Consider the following 14,323-nt stretch of genomic DNA (forward strand, 5'->3'; position numbering starts at 1 on the left):
TATACGGGCCGGAGCAACCGATGGGCTCGTTTGCTTCGGTTAGTCACCGTACGAGATGCGATAAACGGCGCCGACCAGGTCGTCGGAGACGAGAATGGATCCGTCACGCAGCTGCGCGATATCCACCGGCCGCCCGAGATATTCGCCATTGCCGTCGAGCCACCCTTCGGCGAACACTTCGCTTTCGCCCGCACTGCCATCCTCGTTGACCGCGGTGAACATGACGCGGGCACCGATCGGCGTAGTGCGGTTCCACGAGCCGTGCTGTGCCGAAAAGATGCCGCCCCGGTATTTTTCGGGGAACTGCGTGCCGGAATAGAAGGTCATGCCGAGATCGGCGGCATGCGGCGCCATCTCGACTGCAGGTGGCACGGTGTCGGCCGGCGGCTCCTGGTCCTTGTATTCGGTGGTGCGCACCGTGCCGCCGCCGTACCAGGGAAAGCCGAAATTCTGTCCGGCGGCGGTCTGCCGGTTCAATTCGCCCGGCGGCTGGTCGTCGCCGAGCCCGTCGACCTGGTTGTCGGTGAACCAAAGGTCGCCGTTCTTCGGGTTGAAGTCGTGGCCGACCGAATTGCGGACGCCGGTCGTAAATACCTCGCGGCCGGTGCCGTCCTGGCCGACGCGGATGATGCCTGAAATGCCGTGCTGCTTGTACAGGTCGAGTTTTTCCGGTGCCGGCACGTTGAACGGCTGGCCGAGCGAAATGTAGAGCTTGCCGTCCGGACCGACGCGGCAGACACGCGCGGTATGATTGTAGCTTTCCTCGTCGACTGGGATGAGTTCGCCCTGTTTCACGACGTTGAACGCAGCGACATCCGGCCCTTCATAGAAAAACTCGGCGGCAGGGAAAGAAAGGACCCGGTTCTGCTCGGCGAGATAAAGTACGCCCTCTGGCGAGAAGCAGGGACCGTTAGGCACCATGAAGTCGATTGACGGAGCGAAATCCTTCACTTCATCCGCGATCCTGTCCTTGTCGCGATCGGTAACCGCCCAGATCTTGGTCTTGCGGGTGCCGACGAAGGTGACGATGCCTTGCGGGCCGACCGCCATATGCCGGGCGTCGGGCACGATGGCGTAGAAGTCGATCTTGAAGCCTTCCGGCAACTTGATCTTCGCCAGCGTTGCCTTGATCGCCTCGGCCTTGGAACCGCCTTGTTCGATGATGGTGAAATCGGTGGTTCCTGTTTTCTTGAAACCGGACAGTTTTTCCAGATTGGTCTGCGCATGAACGACTGTCGCGGCGCTGGCCATGAGCGCCGCCAAGAGAACGGTCTTTTTAGACATGCTTTCCTCCCGGATGCCCCCCGGGAGGAAAAACCTACCACCACGTTGGGTCTATCGGGAAGTTGGCAAAGGCATTCGGCATCTTCGCCGTTAGTATGAGAAGCTCATACAGCCTCAGGCGGCCGCCACCATCTGCGCTTCGCCATTGGAGAACGACCATTCGTCGCGTTCCGAGGTGCTGATGACCACCATCACGTCTTCCTTGCGGACGCCGGGCTTTTGGCCAAGCAGTTCAACCAGGCGCTTGTAGAAGGCCTGCCTGGTTGCGGTCTCGCGCGGCCGGCCGGCGGTTATGGCGATGACGATGAAGTCGTAGGAACGCGGCCCGCCGAAATAGTGGCGATCGAAGATCAGCCGGCCCGGCTCCAACTCGTGGAAGGCTTGGAACTTGTCGGTCAGCGGCACCTCGTATTCGTCAACCAGCGCCTGATGGATGCCGTCGGAAACGGCGGCGATGTATTCATCCGACTTGCCCTTGAGAAGCGTTACACGTGCGAATGGCATTGGAGTGGTCCCTTTGTTGGTTGCCCGAACGGGCTTGACACCATGGACCATAGCGATGCACGATTATCCTGAAAATTCGGAAGTTTTGTAATATTAATCCCAAAAATCAGGATGGTTGTGATGAGCCGCATCAATTTCGAACTCGATGTGCTGCGCAGTTTCGTCACGGGTGTCGAACTCGGCAGCTTCGCGCAGGCGGCTGAGAGGCTCGGCCGTTCAACCTCGGCGGTAAGCGCGCAGTTGCGCAAGCTGGAAGAGCAGGCGGGAACCGCTGTCTTCCGCAAGGCTGGGCGCGGTCTGGCGCTCACCGAAGCCGGCGAAACGATGCTCGCCTATGCACGCCGGTTGATCGACCTCAACGACGAGGCGGCGGGCGCGATGCGCGGCACCGATCTGGAAGGGTGGGTGCGGCTCGGCATGCCGGAGGATTTCGGCGAGGCGGTGCTGCCGGACGTTCTTGGCCGCTTCTCCCGCGCTCATCCGAAGGTGCGCATCGAGGCACGGGTGGCGCGCAACGCCGACCTGCTCGCTCAAGCTGCGGAAAATCGTCTCGATCTGGCACTTGTCTGGAACGACGGCAGCATCGCGACGCGCGGCGAAACCGTCTCTGAGGTGCAATTGCGATGGATCGGGCCGACCGCCAAGCGCGAAATCTGGCGGGCGGGCCGCGAACCGCTGCCGCTGGTGGTATTCGAAGCGCCATGCATCGTGCGTTCGGCGGCGACAAACGCTCTCGACCGTGCCGGCATCCCGTGGCGCGTCGTGGTCACCAGCCCGAGCCTCGGCGGACTGTGGGCCGCGGTCTCCGCCGGCCTCGGCTACACGATCCGCACCGGCATCGGTCTCCCCGCCACAGTTCATGCGATGGCTGTGGGCGAGGGTGGATTGCCAAAACTTCCGTCGTTGGCGCTGTCGCTGCGCCGGGCCGGCGTCGACCACGGGTCGCCGGCCGATCTCCTTGCGGGGATCGTGCTCGATGAGGTCAGAAGCGCCACGGCTGCCTTGCCGCTGGCAGCCTGACGGCGCTCAGGCGGCCCTGCTTCTCAACTCGGTGACCTCGGCCTCCGATGGCCGGTGGCCGCGCAGATAGAGTGCGCAAGTGGTCCGCAGCATCGAAGCGAAGTTTGGGATTTCGCCATTGATCTCAAGCGCTTCGTCGTAAAGCTTCGAGATGAACTTCGGTGTCGAAAGCCCTTGGCCCTGCGCGATTTCGTCGAGCAGCGACCAGAAGGTAGCCTCAAGCTGGATGCTGGTCGAATGTCCGCCAATGCGGATGGAGCGGTTAACCTGCCGATAGCCTTCCGGGTCCTGCCCGGCAAATACCCTGCACATGATGAAACCTCCCGTTCTTGTTGCTCTTGGGCAGACAAGAGGCCGTCCGCCGTCCATTTCCGGGCAGTTTCCGCCGATTTGGCCGCAGCGGCAATCGGACTTTCGTCCTTGCCGGGCGGCAATTTCCGGGCGTGGTAACCGGCTGCCACCCGTTCGTTGGCCAACGGATCATAATCGCTCCCGTTAACGGCAGCCGGAGGTGCATTTGGCGAAAGCGATCCACTCGATGCTCCGGGTTCTCGACGAGGCCCGTTCGGTCGGTTTCTACAAAACTGCTTTCGGCCTCGATATCGCCGAGCGGCTGGATTTCGACACCTTCACGCTGGTCTACATGCGCAATGCCGAGGCCGATTTCGAGGTCGAGCTGACTATCAACAAGGGCAGGGCGGAACCTTATGCGTTGGGCGACGGCTACGGCCATATCGCCTTCGCCGTCGACGATCTCGACGCCGAGCACAAGCGCTTCGAGACGGTCGGCTTCAATCCCAGGAAAATCGTGGAATTCAACAAGGATGGCGCGCTGCTGGCGCGGTTCTTCTTTGTCGCCGATCCCGACGGTTACCAGATCGAGGTTCTGCAACGGCACGGCCGTTACCGATGAGACCGTGAAAGGCCGCGCCGGAGAGGGGCGCGGCTCAGCCAGCCAATCGCGTCTTCGGGCGCCACAGCAAGCAAGGGAGGAAAACATGGTCACACTTTACGAAAGCAAGCCGGGGTTGTCGCGCCGCGAGCTTCTGCGCCGCGGCAGTACGCTCGGTGCAGGCGCACTGCTCGTCATCAGCGGAAGTGCCGTCATCAGCCCGCAACAGGCATGGGGGCTGGAAACCACCGCGCTGAAGCCGGAGACGATGGCGACGCTGATCCAGATGGCGCGCGACGTCTACCCTCACGACCAGATCCCCGACCGCTTCTACGCTATCGCGGTGAAGAGCCACGATGAAACGGCGGCGAAGGATCCGGCGCACAAGGAACTGATCGAGAAGGGCATCGCCGACCTCGACACGAAGGCCGGCGCCGGCGGCTATGCCGGCCTCGGCTGGGAAGAGGAGCGGGTGAAACTGCTCACCGCGATCGAGGATACGCCGTTCTTCCAGGCGGTGCGCGGCGGCCTCGTCGTCGGACTCTACAACCAGAAGGATGTCTGGCCGCTGTTCGGCTACGAGGGCGAGTCCTACTCGAAGGGCGGCTATATCACCCGCGGCTTCGACGACATCGAGTGGCTCTGACAGCTTTCTCTAGAAATTCACGGCCTTTGGGGAGGAAACCATGGCTGCACAATATGATCTCAACGACGACAAGGTGGTCGTTATCATCGGCTCGGGTGCCGGCGGCGGCACGCTCGGCAACGAACTCGCGCAAAAGGGCATCGACGTCGTCATTCTCGAAGCCGGGCCGCGCATCGAATATGAGGACTTCATCAATGACGAGTGGGACTCGTTCTCACAGCTCGCCTGGCTCGACAATCGCACCACAAGCGGCGGCTGGCGCGTTTCCAAGGACTTTCCCAATTTGCCGGCCTGGATCGTCAAGGCGGTAGGCGGCACCACCACACACTGGGCAGGCGCATCGCTGCGCTTCCAGGAGCATGAATTCAAGGACCTGACCCATTACGGCAAGGTGGAAGGCGCCAACCTGCTCGACTGGCCGATCACCCTGGCTGATCTCGAGCCGTTCTACGCCAAGGCCGAAGACAAGATGGGGGTGACCCGCACCAATGGCATCGAAGGCTTGCCGCCAAGCAACAATTTCAAGGTGTTCAAGGCGGGCGCCGACAAACTCGGCTACAAGGAATGCCACACCGGCAACATGGCCATCAATTCGGCCGAGCGCGACGGCCGCATGGGCTGCCAGCAGACGGGCTTCTGCTTCCAGGGCTGCAAATGGGGCGCCAAATGGTCGACGCTCTATACCGAGATCCCGAAAGGCGAGGCGACGGGCAAGCTGGAGGTGCGGCCGAACAGCCATGCCGTCAAAATCGAGCATGACGCGTCGGGGAAAATCACCGGCGTCGTCTACGCCGACAAGGACGGCAAGCTGCAAAGCCAGAAAGCGCGCCTTGTCTGCGTTGCCTGCAATTCGATCGAGAGCCCGCGGCTGCTGCTGAATTCGGCCTCGACCATGTTCCCGGACGGGCTGGCCAATTCGTCCGGCCAGGTCGGCAAGAATTATATGCGCCACACCACCGGCTCGGTTTATGCGATCTTCGACAAGCCGGTGCATTTCTATCGCGGCACCACCATGGCCGGCATCATCCGCGACGAGGCAAAACACGATCCATCGCGGGGCTTCGTGGGCGGTTATGAACTGGAGACGCTGGCGCTCGGAATTCCGTTCATGGCAGCCTTCCTCAATCCAGGCGGCTGGGGACGCGGCTTTACCACGGTGCTCGACCATTACGATTCCATGGCCGGCATGTGGATCGTCGGCGAGGACATGCCGCAGGAGCAGAATGCCGTAAAGCTGCATGCCGAGTTGAAGGACAAGCACGGGATGCCAATCCCCGATGTCTCGTTCACCGACCATCCGAACGATGTCGCCATGCGCAATCATGCCTACAAGCAGGGCATGGCACTCTACGACGCCGTCGGCGCAACGCGCTCGTTCCCCACGCCGCCTTATCCGTCGACACATAACCTAGGCACCAACCGGATGAGCGAGAAGGCTTCCGACGGCGTCGTCAACAAGTTTGGCCAGACGCATGACATCAAGAACCTGTTTGTGTCCGACGGCAGCCAGTTCACTACTGGAGCAGCCGAAAACCCGACACTGACCATTGTTACGCTGGCGATCCGCCAGGCCGAGCACATTGCCGGGGAAATGGCGGCGGGCACGATTTAGAAGGCTCGCCGCGCAAGCACCTCCCACCCGGCGGAAACCGGCGCGAACGCCATGCCCGTTCGCGCCGGTTTGCCCTGAGCGACAGGGCAAGGTTAGGTTGAGCCCATGCCGCGCTTCGCTGACACGCATGTCTTCCGTGCCGAACGTTTCTCGCTGGGGATCGATCGCGACACCGGCGAACACTTCCTCTCGACGCCGGTCAGCGGAAATATGCACGCCGTTGAGTTCGAGGCATATTTTTCGATCACCGACAGCGAGTATCGGCTGTTTTCCGAAAATCCCAATGCGGCGTTGGATTTCCTGGAAGATTGCCGGATGGCCAGGCAAGATGCGCGTCGTATCGGCTGACGGGCCGCCACTGCGTATCGTCACCCATCAACCCTGTTGCCGCTTTGGCAGCCCGATCCACCATGGACTTCAGGCCGGAAGCTCTATTCATTGCGAGTGTCACATTCGGATGGATGGAAGAATGCTGCGGGTCGAACAATTCAAGATCGACGACATCTATATCCCGACGGCACGTCGCAAGACGCTGCATCCCGAGACGGTGCGCCTGCTCGCCGAGGATATTCTCGAGAATGGCCTGAAGCAGCCCATCATGGTCCGCCACGACGGCAAAAGGCATATTCTCGTTGAAGGCTTGCACCGGCTGGAAGCTTGCAAATGGCTGGGCGAGACCACCATCTCCGGCTACCTGGTGCAGGCGCGTCGACACTGAGGTTTTGTCAGGCGATCGGCAGATTCATCACGATGATGCCCAGGATGGAAAGACCGATCAGCGTGAAATGCGTCAGTTGCAGGCCCTCCTGGCGAATGTGGTAGGCGAACCAGCCGCCGCCAAGCAGCATGACGAACGACATGAAGGCGAGGACGGACAGCGCCAGATTGGCGCGCGAAACAGCCTCGTTGATGTCGGCTCCGGCGAACAGCGCGGCGCTCAGCCCAAAAACCGCATACCAGAACAGCACCGCTGCCACACCCTCGATGAGAGTGATGAAGCTGTAGACCGCCAGATGCAGCGCTGGCGCGTTGACACGACGCGACAGAAGCGGCGACTGGATCGTCGGCGGCTGGTCGAACATCTGCATGCCCATGAGGCGGCCGATCGCCGCAACGCCGGCTCCGAACCCCATGATGTTGTTGAAGAAACCCACGGTGAGCCACAGCGCCAGCCCTCCCGCAAGCACCAGTTTGAACAGAAGCAGGGTGTCTGTGACGGTCACGTTGGAATCTCCTTTGCGAGGCCGGGCATCGCGCAACTGGTTTGTGCCTCGGGTCTGCCTTCCATTGTTGGCTTAGATGAAGAGATGACGATTGGCTGCGGCGTTTGTGACGTTCCCAGTGGAAAATCTCACTTGTCGGGATTTATCCAATGCCCAGCCGAGAAGTGGTCAAACTGAATCGCTTGCTTCTCGTGCATCGGCGAAAGTGCATGCTATCGTCCATCCGGGCAGGGTGAGTCGCCGGTTCAGGCGTTCCAAAAAGGTTTTGACATCGGACGGCGGTGGTTTCGGCCTCGCGCAAGCTTCGATGACTACAGGCAAGGGTGTTCGTATCGAGTTCAGCGGGTTGGTCGAATGGGGGAAGCCAATGCTGCATTTTGTCGAAGACACGTCCAAGCGCCGGTTGACGGATCGCGTCGACATACTCACCGCCGTGAACATTCTCAGGACGCGTGGTTACCGCACCGAAGAAATCATCGTCGAGATGACCAAGGTCTTTTATGTCGATCTCGATGAATTCAACGAAGTGCTGAAGTCCGACGCGGCATTTCGTTCGATTTCCTTTTGAATAAAATTGCGGTTCCGATCGGAACCGATTTCCGATCTTTGTCGGCCAAGATCGCGGCCCGGATGATATTTTCTGGGACCATGTGATGTATTTTTCGCGTACTGCCCCCTTGGCTCCGTTGCCTGTCGGAAAGAGCGGCGAGCGGGGCGTTGCGGATTTTAACCAGCACGCCGCTGAAGCCAGCGCGGAGCGTGCGCGCATCGTCGAATGGGCAGAAAGCATCCGTAATGCCGACACGGCCATTGCCTGGCTGATCGCGCGGCCCGAGCGCCAGATGCCGCAGGTTTCCTATCCATCCGCTGTCGCGGCGTATCGTGAGATCAGCGAAGTGCTGAAGGCCTTGTAGGAGCGCCGCAGCAGGCATTAGCCGGCAAAAAGAACGGCGTTCAACCGTTCCGGCGCTTGCGCGAAATCTTCGCATCGGGTTCGCTCGGTTACGATCAATTGCGATTTTTTTGTTGATTTGAAACAAAACCGTTGTCGGATTGTCACATACCGCCGATACTCCCGTCTGCGGAACTCACTATTTCGCCAACGAAAAACGGGAGAAAACTATGAAACATCAGGTAATTGCGGCCGGTTTTGCGGCCGGATTCGCACTTCTTTCGACCACTTCCGCATTCGCCGTTACCGAAATCGCATGGTGGCACGCGATGGGCGGCGAACTCGGAACGAAGCTCGAGGAGATCGCCACCAAGTTCAATGAATCGCAAGCCGACTACAAGATCGTGCCAGTGTTCAAGGGAACCTACCCGGAAACGCTGACCGCGACGATCGCCGCGTTCCGAGCCAACCAGCAGCCGGCGATCGTGCAGGTATTCGAAGTCGGCACCGGCACCATGATGGCGGCCAAGGGCGCCGTTTATCCGGTCTACAAGCTGATGGCCGACCAGGGCGAAGCCTTCGAGCCGAAGAGTTTCCTGCCGACCATCGTCGGCTACTATTCGGATCCCGACGGAAACATCCTGTCCTTCCCGTTCAATTCGTCGACGCCGATCATGTATTACAACAAGGACGTCTTCAAAAAGGCGGGCCTCGATCCCGAGACGCCGCCGAAGACATGGACAGAATTCGAGACCGCGATCACAAAGATCAAGGAATCAGGCGCCGCCCCCTGCGGTCTGAGCACTGCCTGGGTGTCCTGGATCCACACGGAAAACCTCGCCGCCATCCATGACAAGCCGTATGGCACCAAGGGCAACGGCTTCGAGGGTCTAGATGCGGAATTCACCTTTAATGACGAACTGCATGAGCGTCACTGGGGCAATCTGAAGAAGTGGTACGACGCCGGCCTCTACAAGTATGGCGGCCCGGTGGGCGGCAATGACGCGCCACCGCTCTTCTACAGCCAGGAATGCGCCATCTACATGAATTCGTCTGCTGCACGCGCCGCCGTCGTGAACAATGCCAAGGGTTTTGAAGTCGGTTTCGCTCCGCTGCCTTATTACGACGACATCATCCAGAACCCGCAGAACTCGATCATCGGCGGCGCCACGCTGTGGACGCTGAATGGCCGTCCTGATGAAGAGTACAAGGGTGTGGCGAAGTTCTTCGCCTACCTCTCCAAGCCGGAAGTGCAGGCCGATTGGCATCAGTTCACCGGTTATCTGCCGATCACCAATGCCGCCTATGATCTCGGCAAGAGCCAAGGCTACTACGAGAAGACGCCCGGCTCGGACGTTGCCATCAAGCAGATGACCCGCACCGAACCAACCGCCAACTCGAAAGGCCTTCGCTTCGGCAATCTTACCCAGGCACGTGACGTACTCGACAAGGAGTTCGAAGCGATGCTGGCAGGCAACAAGACCGCCAAGGAAGCGCTTGATGCCGCGGTAGCCGGCGGCAACAAGATCCTGCGCGAGTTCGAAAGCGCCAACTAGCCGAAAATTGTCAAAGAGCCCGCGCCGCACGGCGCGGGCTCGGACCTATTCCGTTGGGGGCGCGCGTCCGGCATGCAGGCCAAACGAACCATCTTTCCGAACAAGTTCTTACCGTATCTGTTGCTTGCTCCGCAGCTTCTGATCACGATCGTCTTTTTCTTGTGGCCGGCTGGTCAGGCGCTGTGGACATCGTTCCTTCGTGAGGACGCTTTCGGCTTCAAGTCCACCTTCGTCTGGTTCGAGAACTACATTCAGCTTTTCGAGGACCCGGCCTATCTGAATTCGGTTTGGATCACCGCCGTTTTTGCACTGGCTGTCACGCTGCTTTCGATGAGCGTGTCGCTGCTTATGGCGGTGAGCGTCAACAGCCTGATCCGTTCCGGCAAGGCCTACACGACCTTGCTCGTCTGGCCTTACGCAGTCGCGCCTGCGGTCGCGGGCATATTGTGGTGGTTCATGTTCAACCCCTCGATCGGCATTCTGCCCTATATGCTGGCCGGGTTTGGCATCAACTGGAATCACCGCGTCGACAGCACGGACGCGCTCATCCTCGTGGTGCTGGCGGCGGCCTGGAAACAGATATCCTACAACTTTCTGTTCTTCCTCGCCGGTCTGCAGTCGATCCCCCACTCTCTGATCGAGGCCGCGGCAATTGACGGGGCAGGGCCGTTCAAGCGGTTCCGCACGATCGTCTTCCCGCTTTTGTCGCCGACGACTTTCTTTCTCCTGGTCGTCAATATCGTCTATGCGATGTTCGATACGTTCGCCATCATCCATGCGACAACCGAAGGCGGGCCGTCGGGCTCGACGACGATCTTGGTCTACAAAGTATATGCCGACGGCCAACTGGGCCTCAACCTCGGCTCCTCCGCAGCCCAGTCGGTCGTGCTTATGGCGATCGTCGTTGTTCTCACCGTCATCCAGTTCCGCTGGATCGAACGGCGCGTTCAATATTGAGGTCTACCATGGTAGAGAACAGGCCTTTCCTCACTTTCCTGACGCACCTGACGCTGATTCTCGGCGTGTTGATCGTGGCGTTTCCGGTCTATGTCGCCTTCATAGCCTCGACACGCGGCGAAGCGGATTTCCTTTCCGGCGTGATGCCTCTGATGCCGGGGCCTCACACGCTCGAGAACTATTCGATCATGCTGGAGAGTGGCATGACGTCGTATGGCGCGCCGCCGATCGCGCCAATGATGTTCAATTCGCTGGTCATGGCGCTGTCGATCGCGATCGGCAAGATCGCCATCTCGATCCTGTCGGCCTATGCGATCGTCTATTTCCGTTTCCCGTTCCGGATGCTTGCCTTCTGGGCGATCTTCGTCACGCTGATGCTGCCCGTCGAGGTGCGTATCTTCCCGACCTTCGAGGTCGTGGCGAACCTAGGCATGCTGAATTCCTATGCCGGCCTGTCGATCCCGCTGATCGCCTCGGCGACCGCGACCTTCCTGTTCCGGCAATTCTTCCTCACCGTTCCGGACGAACTGGTCGAGGCGGCACGGGTCGATGGCGCCGGGCCGCTCAAATTCTTTCGCGACATCCTGCTGCCGCTTAGCCGCACCAATATCGCGGCGCTGTTCGTCATCCTCTTCATCTATGGCTGGAACCAGTATCTGTGGCCGCTGCTGATCACCACCGACACCCAATATTACACCATCGTCATGGGCATTAAGCGCATGGCCGTTGTCGCCGACGCCGATCCGAAATGGAACCTCGTCATGGCGGCGGTGATTCTGGCCGCCCTGCCGCCGGTGCTGGTGATCCTTTTCATGCAGCGCCTGTTCATCAAGGGCCTGGTCGAAACCGAGAAGTGAGCTGACGAAGACATGGCGACTGTCGACCTGAAAGATGTGAAGAAAACCTACGCCGGCAATGTCGTGGCGGTGAAGGGCGTGTCGATCGCCGTTCCCGACGGCCAGCTTTGTGTGCTGGTCGGGCCGTCCGGCTGCGGCAAGTCCACGCTTCTGCGCATGATCGCGGGGCTGGAAACGATTACCGATGGCACCGTTTCGATCGATGGCAAGGTGGTCAACACCATCGGTCCAGCCGAGCGCGACATTGCAATGGTCTTCCAGAACTACGCGCTCTATCCGCACATGAAGGTCTACGACAACATGGCGTACGGCCTGCGCAACCGCGGCATGGGCAAGGACGAGATCGACAAGCGCGTCCGCGAAACGGCGAAGATACTGGAGCTCGGCGCATTGCTGGAGCGTCGCCCGCGCGAGCTTTCCGGTGGGCAGCGCCAGCGCGTCGCCATGGGCCGCGCCATCGTTCGCAGCCCGAAGGTTTTCCTGTTCGACGAACCGCTCAGCAATCTTGACGCTAAGCTGCGCGGCCAGATGCGGGTGGAGATCAAGAATCTGCAACGCACCTTGGGAGTCACCTCTGTCTACGTCACCCACGATCAGCTCGAGGCGATGACGTTGGCCGACGTGCTGGTGGTGATGAATGGCGGCTTGGTCGAGCAGGTCGGCAATCCGCTCGACATCTACGAGAAGCCGGCTTCGACCTTTGTCGCCAGCTTTATCGGCGCTCCGCCTATGAACCTGTTGCCGCTCACCGATAGCGCCAACGGCGCAACGTTGTCCGATGGGACGGCGGTGCCGCAAGCGCCGAAAGGGGCAGCAATTCTCGGGGTCCGCCCGGAAGATGCGGACGTTGCTGTCGGCGCGGCAGCGTCGGCTGGTGGCCTCTCGCTGCCGGCCACCGTCGAAGGGGTGGAACCCGTCGGCGCGGAGAGCTTTCTTTATTGCGCCGCCGGCGGTCAGAAGATCATCGTTCGCGTATCCGGCCGCTCGCCCGCCAATCCCGGCGATACGCTCAAGGTGGTGGCAAAGGCTGAGAAGCTGCATTGGTTCGACACGGCCGGCAAGCGGGTCTGACTTGCCGTAGGAACAGCCCGCCTTCGCCAGATTGTCGGCGGCTTGGCAATTGTCCCGTCCTCGGATAAGGCTGCGGGCGTTCGGAAACCGTCGGCAGCGAAATGCCTCTCACCCGCATTTTGCCGCAATTCATGCTAAAAGCCGGCCTGCAAAACGCTTTGTTGCGCCGCCAGCCGGCGTCATTCTTGTGAGGGGAAACATGTCCAAAAAGATCGTCGCCGCTATTGTCGCCGGTACAATGCTCGCTGCCTGCACCACTGATCCGTATACGGGCCAGCAGAAGGTATCGAACACCGCTGGCGGCGCGGCACTCGGCGCGGGCCTTGGCGCGCTCGCCGGCCTCGCAGTCGGCGGCAGCAGCAATGCCCAGCGCAACGCCGTGCTGATCGGCGCCGGCATCGGTGCGCTTACCGGCGGCGCCATCGGTGCCACCATGGACCGCAACGAGGCCGAACTGCGCGCCCAACTCCAGGGAACCGGCGTCAGTGTCACCCGCACCGGCAATCAGATCATTCTCAACATGCCGTCGGACATCACCTTCGCCACCGACCAAGACGCGGTGAAGGCCGGCTTCTACCCGACGCTGAATTCGGTCGCGCTGGTGCTGAAGAAGTTCAACCAGACTGTCGTCGACGTTTACGGCCATACCGATTCGACGGGCAGCGAGCAGCACAATTTCGACCTGTCGCAGCGCCGCGCCGTTTCGGTCGCCAACTACCTGAGCGGACAGGGCGTCGACCCGCGCCGCTTCGCCGTCACCGGCTTCGGCGAGTCGCGGCCGATCGCCGACAATGCGACGACTGCCGGCCGTGCCCAGAACCGCCGCGTCGAGATTCAGCTTTCGCCGCTGACCTGACCGGCGTCAGTCGCGCGCCAGGGCGGCGGCGATCTTCGCCGCCAGCCGGGCATTGTTCTCGACCAGCGCGATGTTGGTCTTCAGGCTGGTGCCGTCGGTGATTTCGAGCAGCTTGCCGAGCAGGAACGGCGTGACCTCCTTGCCGGAGATGCGTTCTTTCTCGCAGGCTTCCTGGGCCGCGGCGATATAGCCGGCCATCACCGAGGCCGGTATTTCGTCTTTCTCCCGCACCGGGTTGGCGACCAGCATGCCGCCGCCAAGCCCGAGTGCGGCGCGGGTCTGGAAAAAGCCGGCGATCGCCGCCGCATCATCCAGCCTCAGCGGCGCTTTGTAGGGTGAGGTTCGCGACCAGAAGGCGGGCATCACGTCGGAACCGTAGGCGACCACCGGCACGCCGCGCGTCTCCAGCACTTCCAGCGTCTTCTCGATGTCGAGGATAGCCTTGGCGCCGGCCGAAACGACGATCACCGGCGTGCGTGCCAGTTCGTCGAGGTCGGCCGAGATGTCGAAGCTTTTTTCGGCGCCTTTGTGCACTCCGCCGATGCCGCCGGTGGCGAATACCTTGATGCCGGCGATTGCCGCGGCGATCATTGTCGCGGCAACCGTGGTGCCACCAGTGCGTTTTTCCGCCACCGCAAAGCCGAGATCGGCGCGCGACAGTTTCATGGCGCCGCTGGTTTTCGCCAAAGCCTCACGCTCCTCATCCGACAGACCGATCTTCAGCCGGCCGTCCATCACCGCGATCGTGGCAGGTACCGCACCGCCGTCGCGAATGATCTTTTCCACATTTTTCGCCATCGCGGCATTGTTCGGGTAGGGCATGCCGTGCGTGATGATGGTGCTTTCCAGTGCGACGACGGGCTTGCCGGCTGCGAGCGCTTCGGCGACCGGCGCGTGCACATCGGTAAAGGGGCGGGCGGTTTCGGGCGTCATTTCGGTCTCCGGAAGGCCGC

At 60.9% G+C, this 14,323-nt stretch carries 18 protein-coding genes; 13 read left to right on the forward strand and 5 right to left on the reverse strand.

Going from position 1 to position 14,323, the window contains the following annotated elements; all coding sequences use genetic code 11:
• Positions 1 to 39: 39 nt before the first annotated feature.
• Both OHD58_RS16055 and OHD58_RS16060 read right to left on the reverse strand, forming a co-directional pair.
• Positions 40 to 1,284 (reverse strand): PQQ-dependent sugar dehydrogenase, encoded by a 1,245-nt coding sequence (locus OHD58_RS16055; RefSeq protein WP_412177223.1) that lies wholly within the window; start codon positions 1,282 to 1,284, stop codon positions 40 to 42.
• A gap of 114 nt (positions 1,285 to 1,398) precedes the next feature.
• Positions 1,399 to 1,788, reverse strand: a complete 390-nt coding sequence (locus tag OHD58_RS16060) for a tautomerase family protein (RefSeq protein WP_263804426.1) — start codon at positions 1,786 to 1,788, stop codon at positions 1,399 to 1,401.
• A 120-nt stretch (positions 1,789 to 1,908) separates the two neighbouring features.
• On the opposite strand from OHD58_RS16060, the gene OHD58_RS16065 reads away from it, so the two are divergent.
• On the forward strand, positions 1,909 to 2,808 hold the full coding sequence (locus OHD58_RS16065; RefSeq protein WP_263804427.1) for a LysR substrate-binding domain-containing protein: 900 nt from the start codon (positions 1,909 to 1,911) through the stop codon (positions 2,806 to 2,808).
• Positions 2,809 to 2,814: 6 nt separating this feature from the next.
• Here the strand turns inward: OHD58_RS16065 and OHD58_RS16070 are convergent, their stop codons facing one another.
• The gene (locus OHD58_RS16070) at positions 2,815 to 3,120 is read right to left on the reverse strand and encodes a ribbon-helix-helix domain-containing protein (protein ID WP_263804428.1); all 306 of its coding nucleotides are present in this window, start codon (positions 3,118 to 3,120) and stop codon (positions 2,815 to 2,817) included.
• Positions 3,121 to 3,325: 205 nt separating this feature from the next.
• Here OHD58_RS16070 and OHD58_RS16075 point away from each other — a divergent pair, with 205 nt between their 5' ends.
• The 5 genes from OHD58_RS16075 (at position 3,326) to OHD58_RS16095 (ending at position 6,676) form a co-directional block, all read left to right on the forward strand.
• On the forward strand, positions 3,326 to 3,721 hold the full coding sequence (locus tag OHD58_RS16075) for a VOC family protein (protein WP_263804429.1): 396 nt from the start codon (positions 3,326 to 3,328) through the stop codon (positions 3,719 to 3,721).
• 85 nt (positions 3,722 to 3,806) lie between these two features.
• On the forward strand, positions 3,807 to 4,346 hold the full coding sequence (locus tag OHD58_RS16080; RefSeq protein ID WP_263804430.1) for a gluconate 2-dehydrogenase subunit 3 family protein: 540 nt from the start codon (positions 3,807 to 3,809) through the stop codon (positions 4,344 to 4,346).
• A 40-nt stretch (positions 4,347 to 4,386) separates the two neighbouring features.
• On the forward strand, positions 4,387 to 5,958 hold the full coding sequence (locus OHD58_RS16085) for a GMC family oxidoreductase (RefSeq protein ID WP_263804431.1): 1,572 nt from the start codon (positions 4,387 to 4,389) through the stop codon (positions 5,956 to 5,958).
• Positions 5,959 to 6,063: 105 nt separating this feature from the next.
• On the forward strand, positions 6,064 to 6,306 hold the full coding sequence (locus OHD58_RS16090; RefSeq protein WP_263804432.1) for a hypothetical protein: 243 nt from the start codon (positions 6,064 to 6,066) through the stop codon (positions 6,304 to 6,306).
• A 121-nt stretch (positions 6,307 to 6,427) separates the two neighbouring features.
• Positions 6,428 to 6,676 carry a ParB N-terminal domain-containing protein gene (locus OHD58_RS16095; RefSeq protein ID WP_263804433.1) on the forward strand — a complete coding sequence of 83 codons (249 nt, stop codon included), beginning with the start codon at positions 6,428 to 6,430 and terminating at the stop codon, positions 6,674 to 6,676.
• A 7-nt stretch (positions 6,677 to 6,683) separates the two neighbouring features.
• On the opposite strand, the gene OHD58_RS16100 is transcribed toward OHD58_RS16095, so the two are convergent.
• Positions 6,684 to 7,181 carry a DUF2165 domain-containing protein gene (locus OHD58_RS16100; protein WP_263804434.1) on the reverse strand — a complete coding sequence of 166 codons (498 nt, stop codon included), beginning with the start codon at positions 7,179 to 7,181 and terminating at the stop codon, positions 6,684 to 6,686.
• 91 nt (positions 7,182 to 7,272) lie between these two features.
• On the opposite strand from OHD58_RS16100, the gene OHD58_RS16105 reads away from it, so the two are divergent.
• From OHD58_RS16105 to OHD58_RS16135, 7 genes are all read left to right on the forward strand, one after another.
• Entirely contained in the window at positions 7,273 to 7,749 is a 477-nt protein-coding gene (locus tag OHD58_RS16105; RefSeq protein ID WP_263804435.1) for a hypothetical protein, read from the forward strand.
• 85 nt (positions 7,750 to 7,834) lie between these two features.
• The gene (locus OHD58_RS16110; RefSeq protein ID WP_263804436.1) at positions 7,835 to 8,095 is read left to right on the forward strand and encodes a hypothetical protein; all 261 of its coding nucleotides are present in this window, start codon (positions 7,835 to 7,837) and stop codon (positions 8,093 to 8,095) included.
• A 208-nt stretch (positions 8,096 to 8,303) separates the two neighbouring features.
• Positions 8,304 to 9,629 (forward strand): sn-glycerol-3-phosphate ABC transporter substrate-binding protein UgpB, encoded by a 1,326-nt coding sequence (gene ugpB / locus OHD58_RS16115; RefSeq protein WP_263804437.1) that lies wholly within the window; start codon positions 8,304 to 8,306, stop codon positions 9,627 to 9,629.
• A 72-nt stretch (positions 9,630 to 9,701) separates the two neighbouring features.
• Positions 9,702 to 10,586: a sn-glycerol-3-phosphate ABC transporter permease UgpA gene (gene ugpA / locus OHD58_RS16120; RefSeq protein ID WP_263804438.1), complete on the forward strand. Its 885-nt coding sequence runs from the start codon at positions 9,702 to 9,704 to the stop codon at positions 10,584 to 10,586.
• Between the two features lie 8 nt (positions 10,587 to 10,594).
• Complete coding sequence (gene ugpE, locus OHD58_RS16125) at positions 10,595 to 11,443, forward strand: sn-glycerol-3-phosphate ABC transporter permease UgpE (protein WP_263804439.1); 849 nt, start codon at positions 10,595 to 10,597, stop codon at positions 11,441 to 11,443.
• A 12-nt stretch (positions 11,444 to 11,455) separates the two neighbouring features.
• On the forward strand, positions 11,456 to 12,514 hold the full coding sequence (locus OHD58_RS16130) for a sn-glycerol-3-phosphate import ATP-binding protein UgpC (protein ID WP_263804440.1): 1,059 nt from the start codon (positions 11,456 to 11,458) through the stop codon (positions 12,512 to 12,514).
• A 199-nt stretch (positions 12,515 to 12,713) separates the two neighbouring features.
• Positions 12,714 to 13,370, forward strand: a complete 657-nt coding sequence (locus OHD58_RS16135; RefSeq protein ID WP_263804441.1) for an OmpA family protein — start codon at positions 12,714 to 12,716, stop codon at positions 13,368 to 13,370.
• Between the two features lie 6 nt (positions 13,371 to 13,376).
• Here the strand turns inward: OHD58_RS16135 and OHD58_RS16140 are convergent, their stop codons facing one another.
• The gene (locus tag OHD58_RS16140) at positions 13,377 to 14,303 is read right to left on the reverse strand and encodes a pseudouridine-5'-phosphate glycosidase (protein WP_263804442.1); all 927 of its coding nucleotides are present in this window, start codon (positions 14,301 to 14,303) and stop codon (positions 13,377 to 13,379) included.
• Positions 14,304 to 14,323: the final 20 nt, after the last annotated feature.

Origin of the sequence: Mesorhizobium sp. ZC-5 (assembly GCF_025753855.1) — a bacterium.
In the GTDB taxonomy this organism is placed as follows: Bacteria; Pseudomonadota; Alphaproteobacteria; order Rhizobiales; family Rhizobiaceae; genus Neomesorhizobium.

Excerpts from the sequence above, each read along its gene's own strand:
- OHD58_RS16055 (WP_412177223.1), bottom strand. The coding sequence starts at position 1,284 with ATGTCTAAAAAGACCGTTCTCTTGGCGGCGCTCATGGCCAGCGCCGCG.
- OHD58_RS16060 (WP_263804426.1), bottom strand. The coding sequence starts at position 1,788 with ATGCCATTCGCACGTGTAACGCTTCTCAAGGGCAAGTCGGATGAATAC.
- OHD58_RS16065 (WP_263804427.1), top strand. The coding sequence starts at position 1,909 with ATGAGCCGCATCAATTTCGAACTCGATGTGCTGCGCAGTTTCGTCACG.
- OHD58_RS16070 (WP_263804428.1), bottom strand. The coding sequence starts at position 3,120 with ATGTGCAGGGTATTTGCCGGGCAGGACCCGGAAGGCTATCGGCAGGTT.
- OHD58_RS16080 (WP_263804430.1), top strand. The coding sequence starts at position 3,807 with ATGGTCACACTTTACGAAAGCAAGCCGGGGTTGTCGCGCCGCGAGCTT.
- OHD58_RS16085 (WP_263804431.1), top strand. The coding sequence starts at position 4,387 with ATGGCTGCACAATATGATCTCAACGACGACAAGGTGGTCGTTATCATC.
- OHD58_RS16090 (WP_263804432.1), top strand. The coding sequence starts at position 6,064 with ATGCCGCGCTTCGCTGACACGCATGTCTTCCGTGCCGAACGTTTCTCG.
- OHD58_RS16095 (WP_263804433.1), top strand. The coding sequence starts at position 6,428 with ATGCTGCGGGTCGAACAATTCAAGATCGACGACATCTATATCCCGACG.
- OHD58_RS16110 (WP_263804436.1), top strand. The coding sequence starts at position 7,835 with ATGTATTTTTCGCGTACTGCCCCCTTGGCTCCGTTGCCTGTCGGAAAG.
- ugpB (WP_263804437.1), top strand. The coding sequence starts at position 8,304 with ATGAAACATCAGGTAATTGCGGCCGGTTTTGCGGCCGGATTCGCACTT.
- ugpA (WP_263804438.1), top strand. The coding sequence starts at position 9,702 with ATGCAGGCCAAACGAACCATCTTTCCGAACAAGTTCTTACCGTATCTG.
- ugpE (WP_263804439.1), top strand. The coding sequence starts at position 10,595 with ATGGTAGAGAACAGGCCTTTCCTCACTTTCCTGACGCACCTGACGCTG.
- OHD58_RS16130 (WP_263804440.1), top strand. The coding sequence starts at position 11,456 with ATGGCGACTGTCGACCTGAAAGATGTGAAGAAAACCTACGCCGGCAAT.
- OHD58_RS16135 (WP_263804441.1), top strand. The coding sequence starts at position 12,714 with ATGTCCAAAAAGATCGTCGCCGCTATTGTCGCCGGTACAATGCTCGCT.
- OHD58_RS16140 (WP_263804442.1), bottom strand. The coding sequence starts at position 14,303 with ATGACGCCCGAAACCGCCCGCCCCTTTACCGATGTGCACGCGCCGGTC.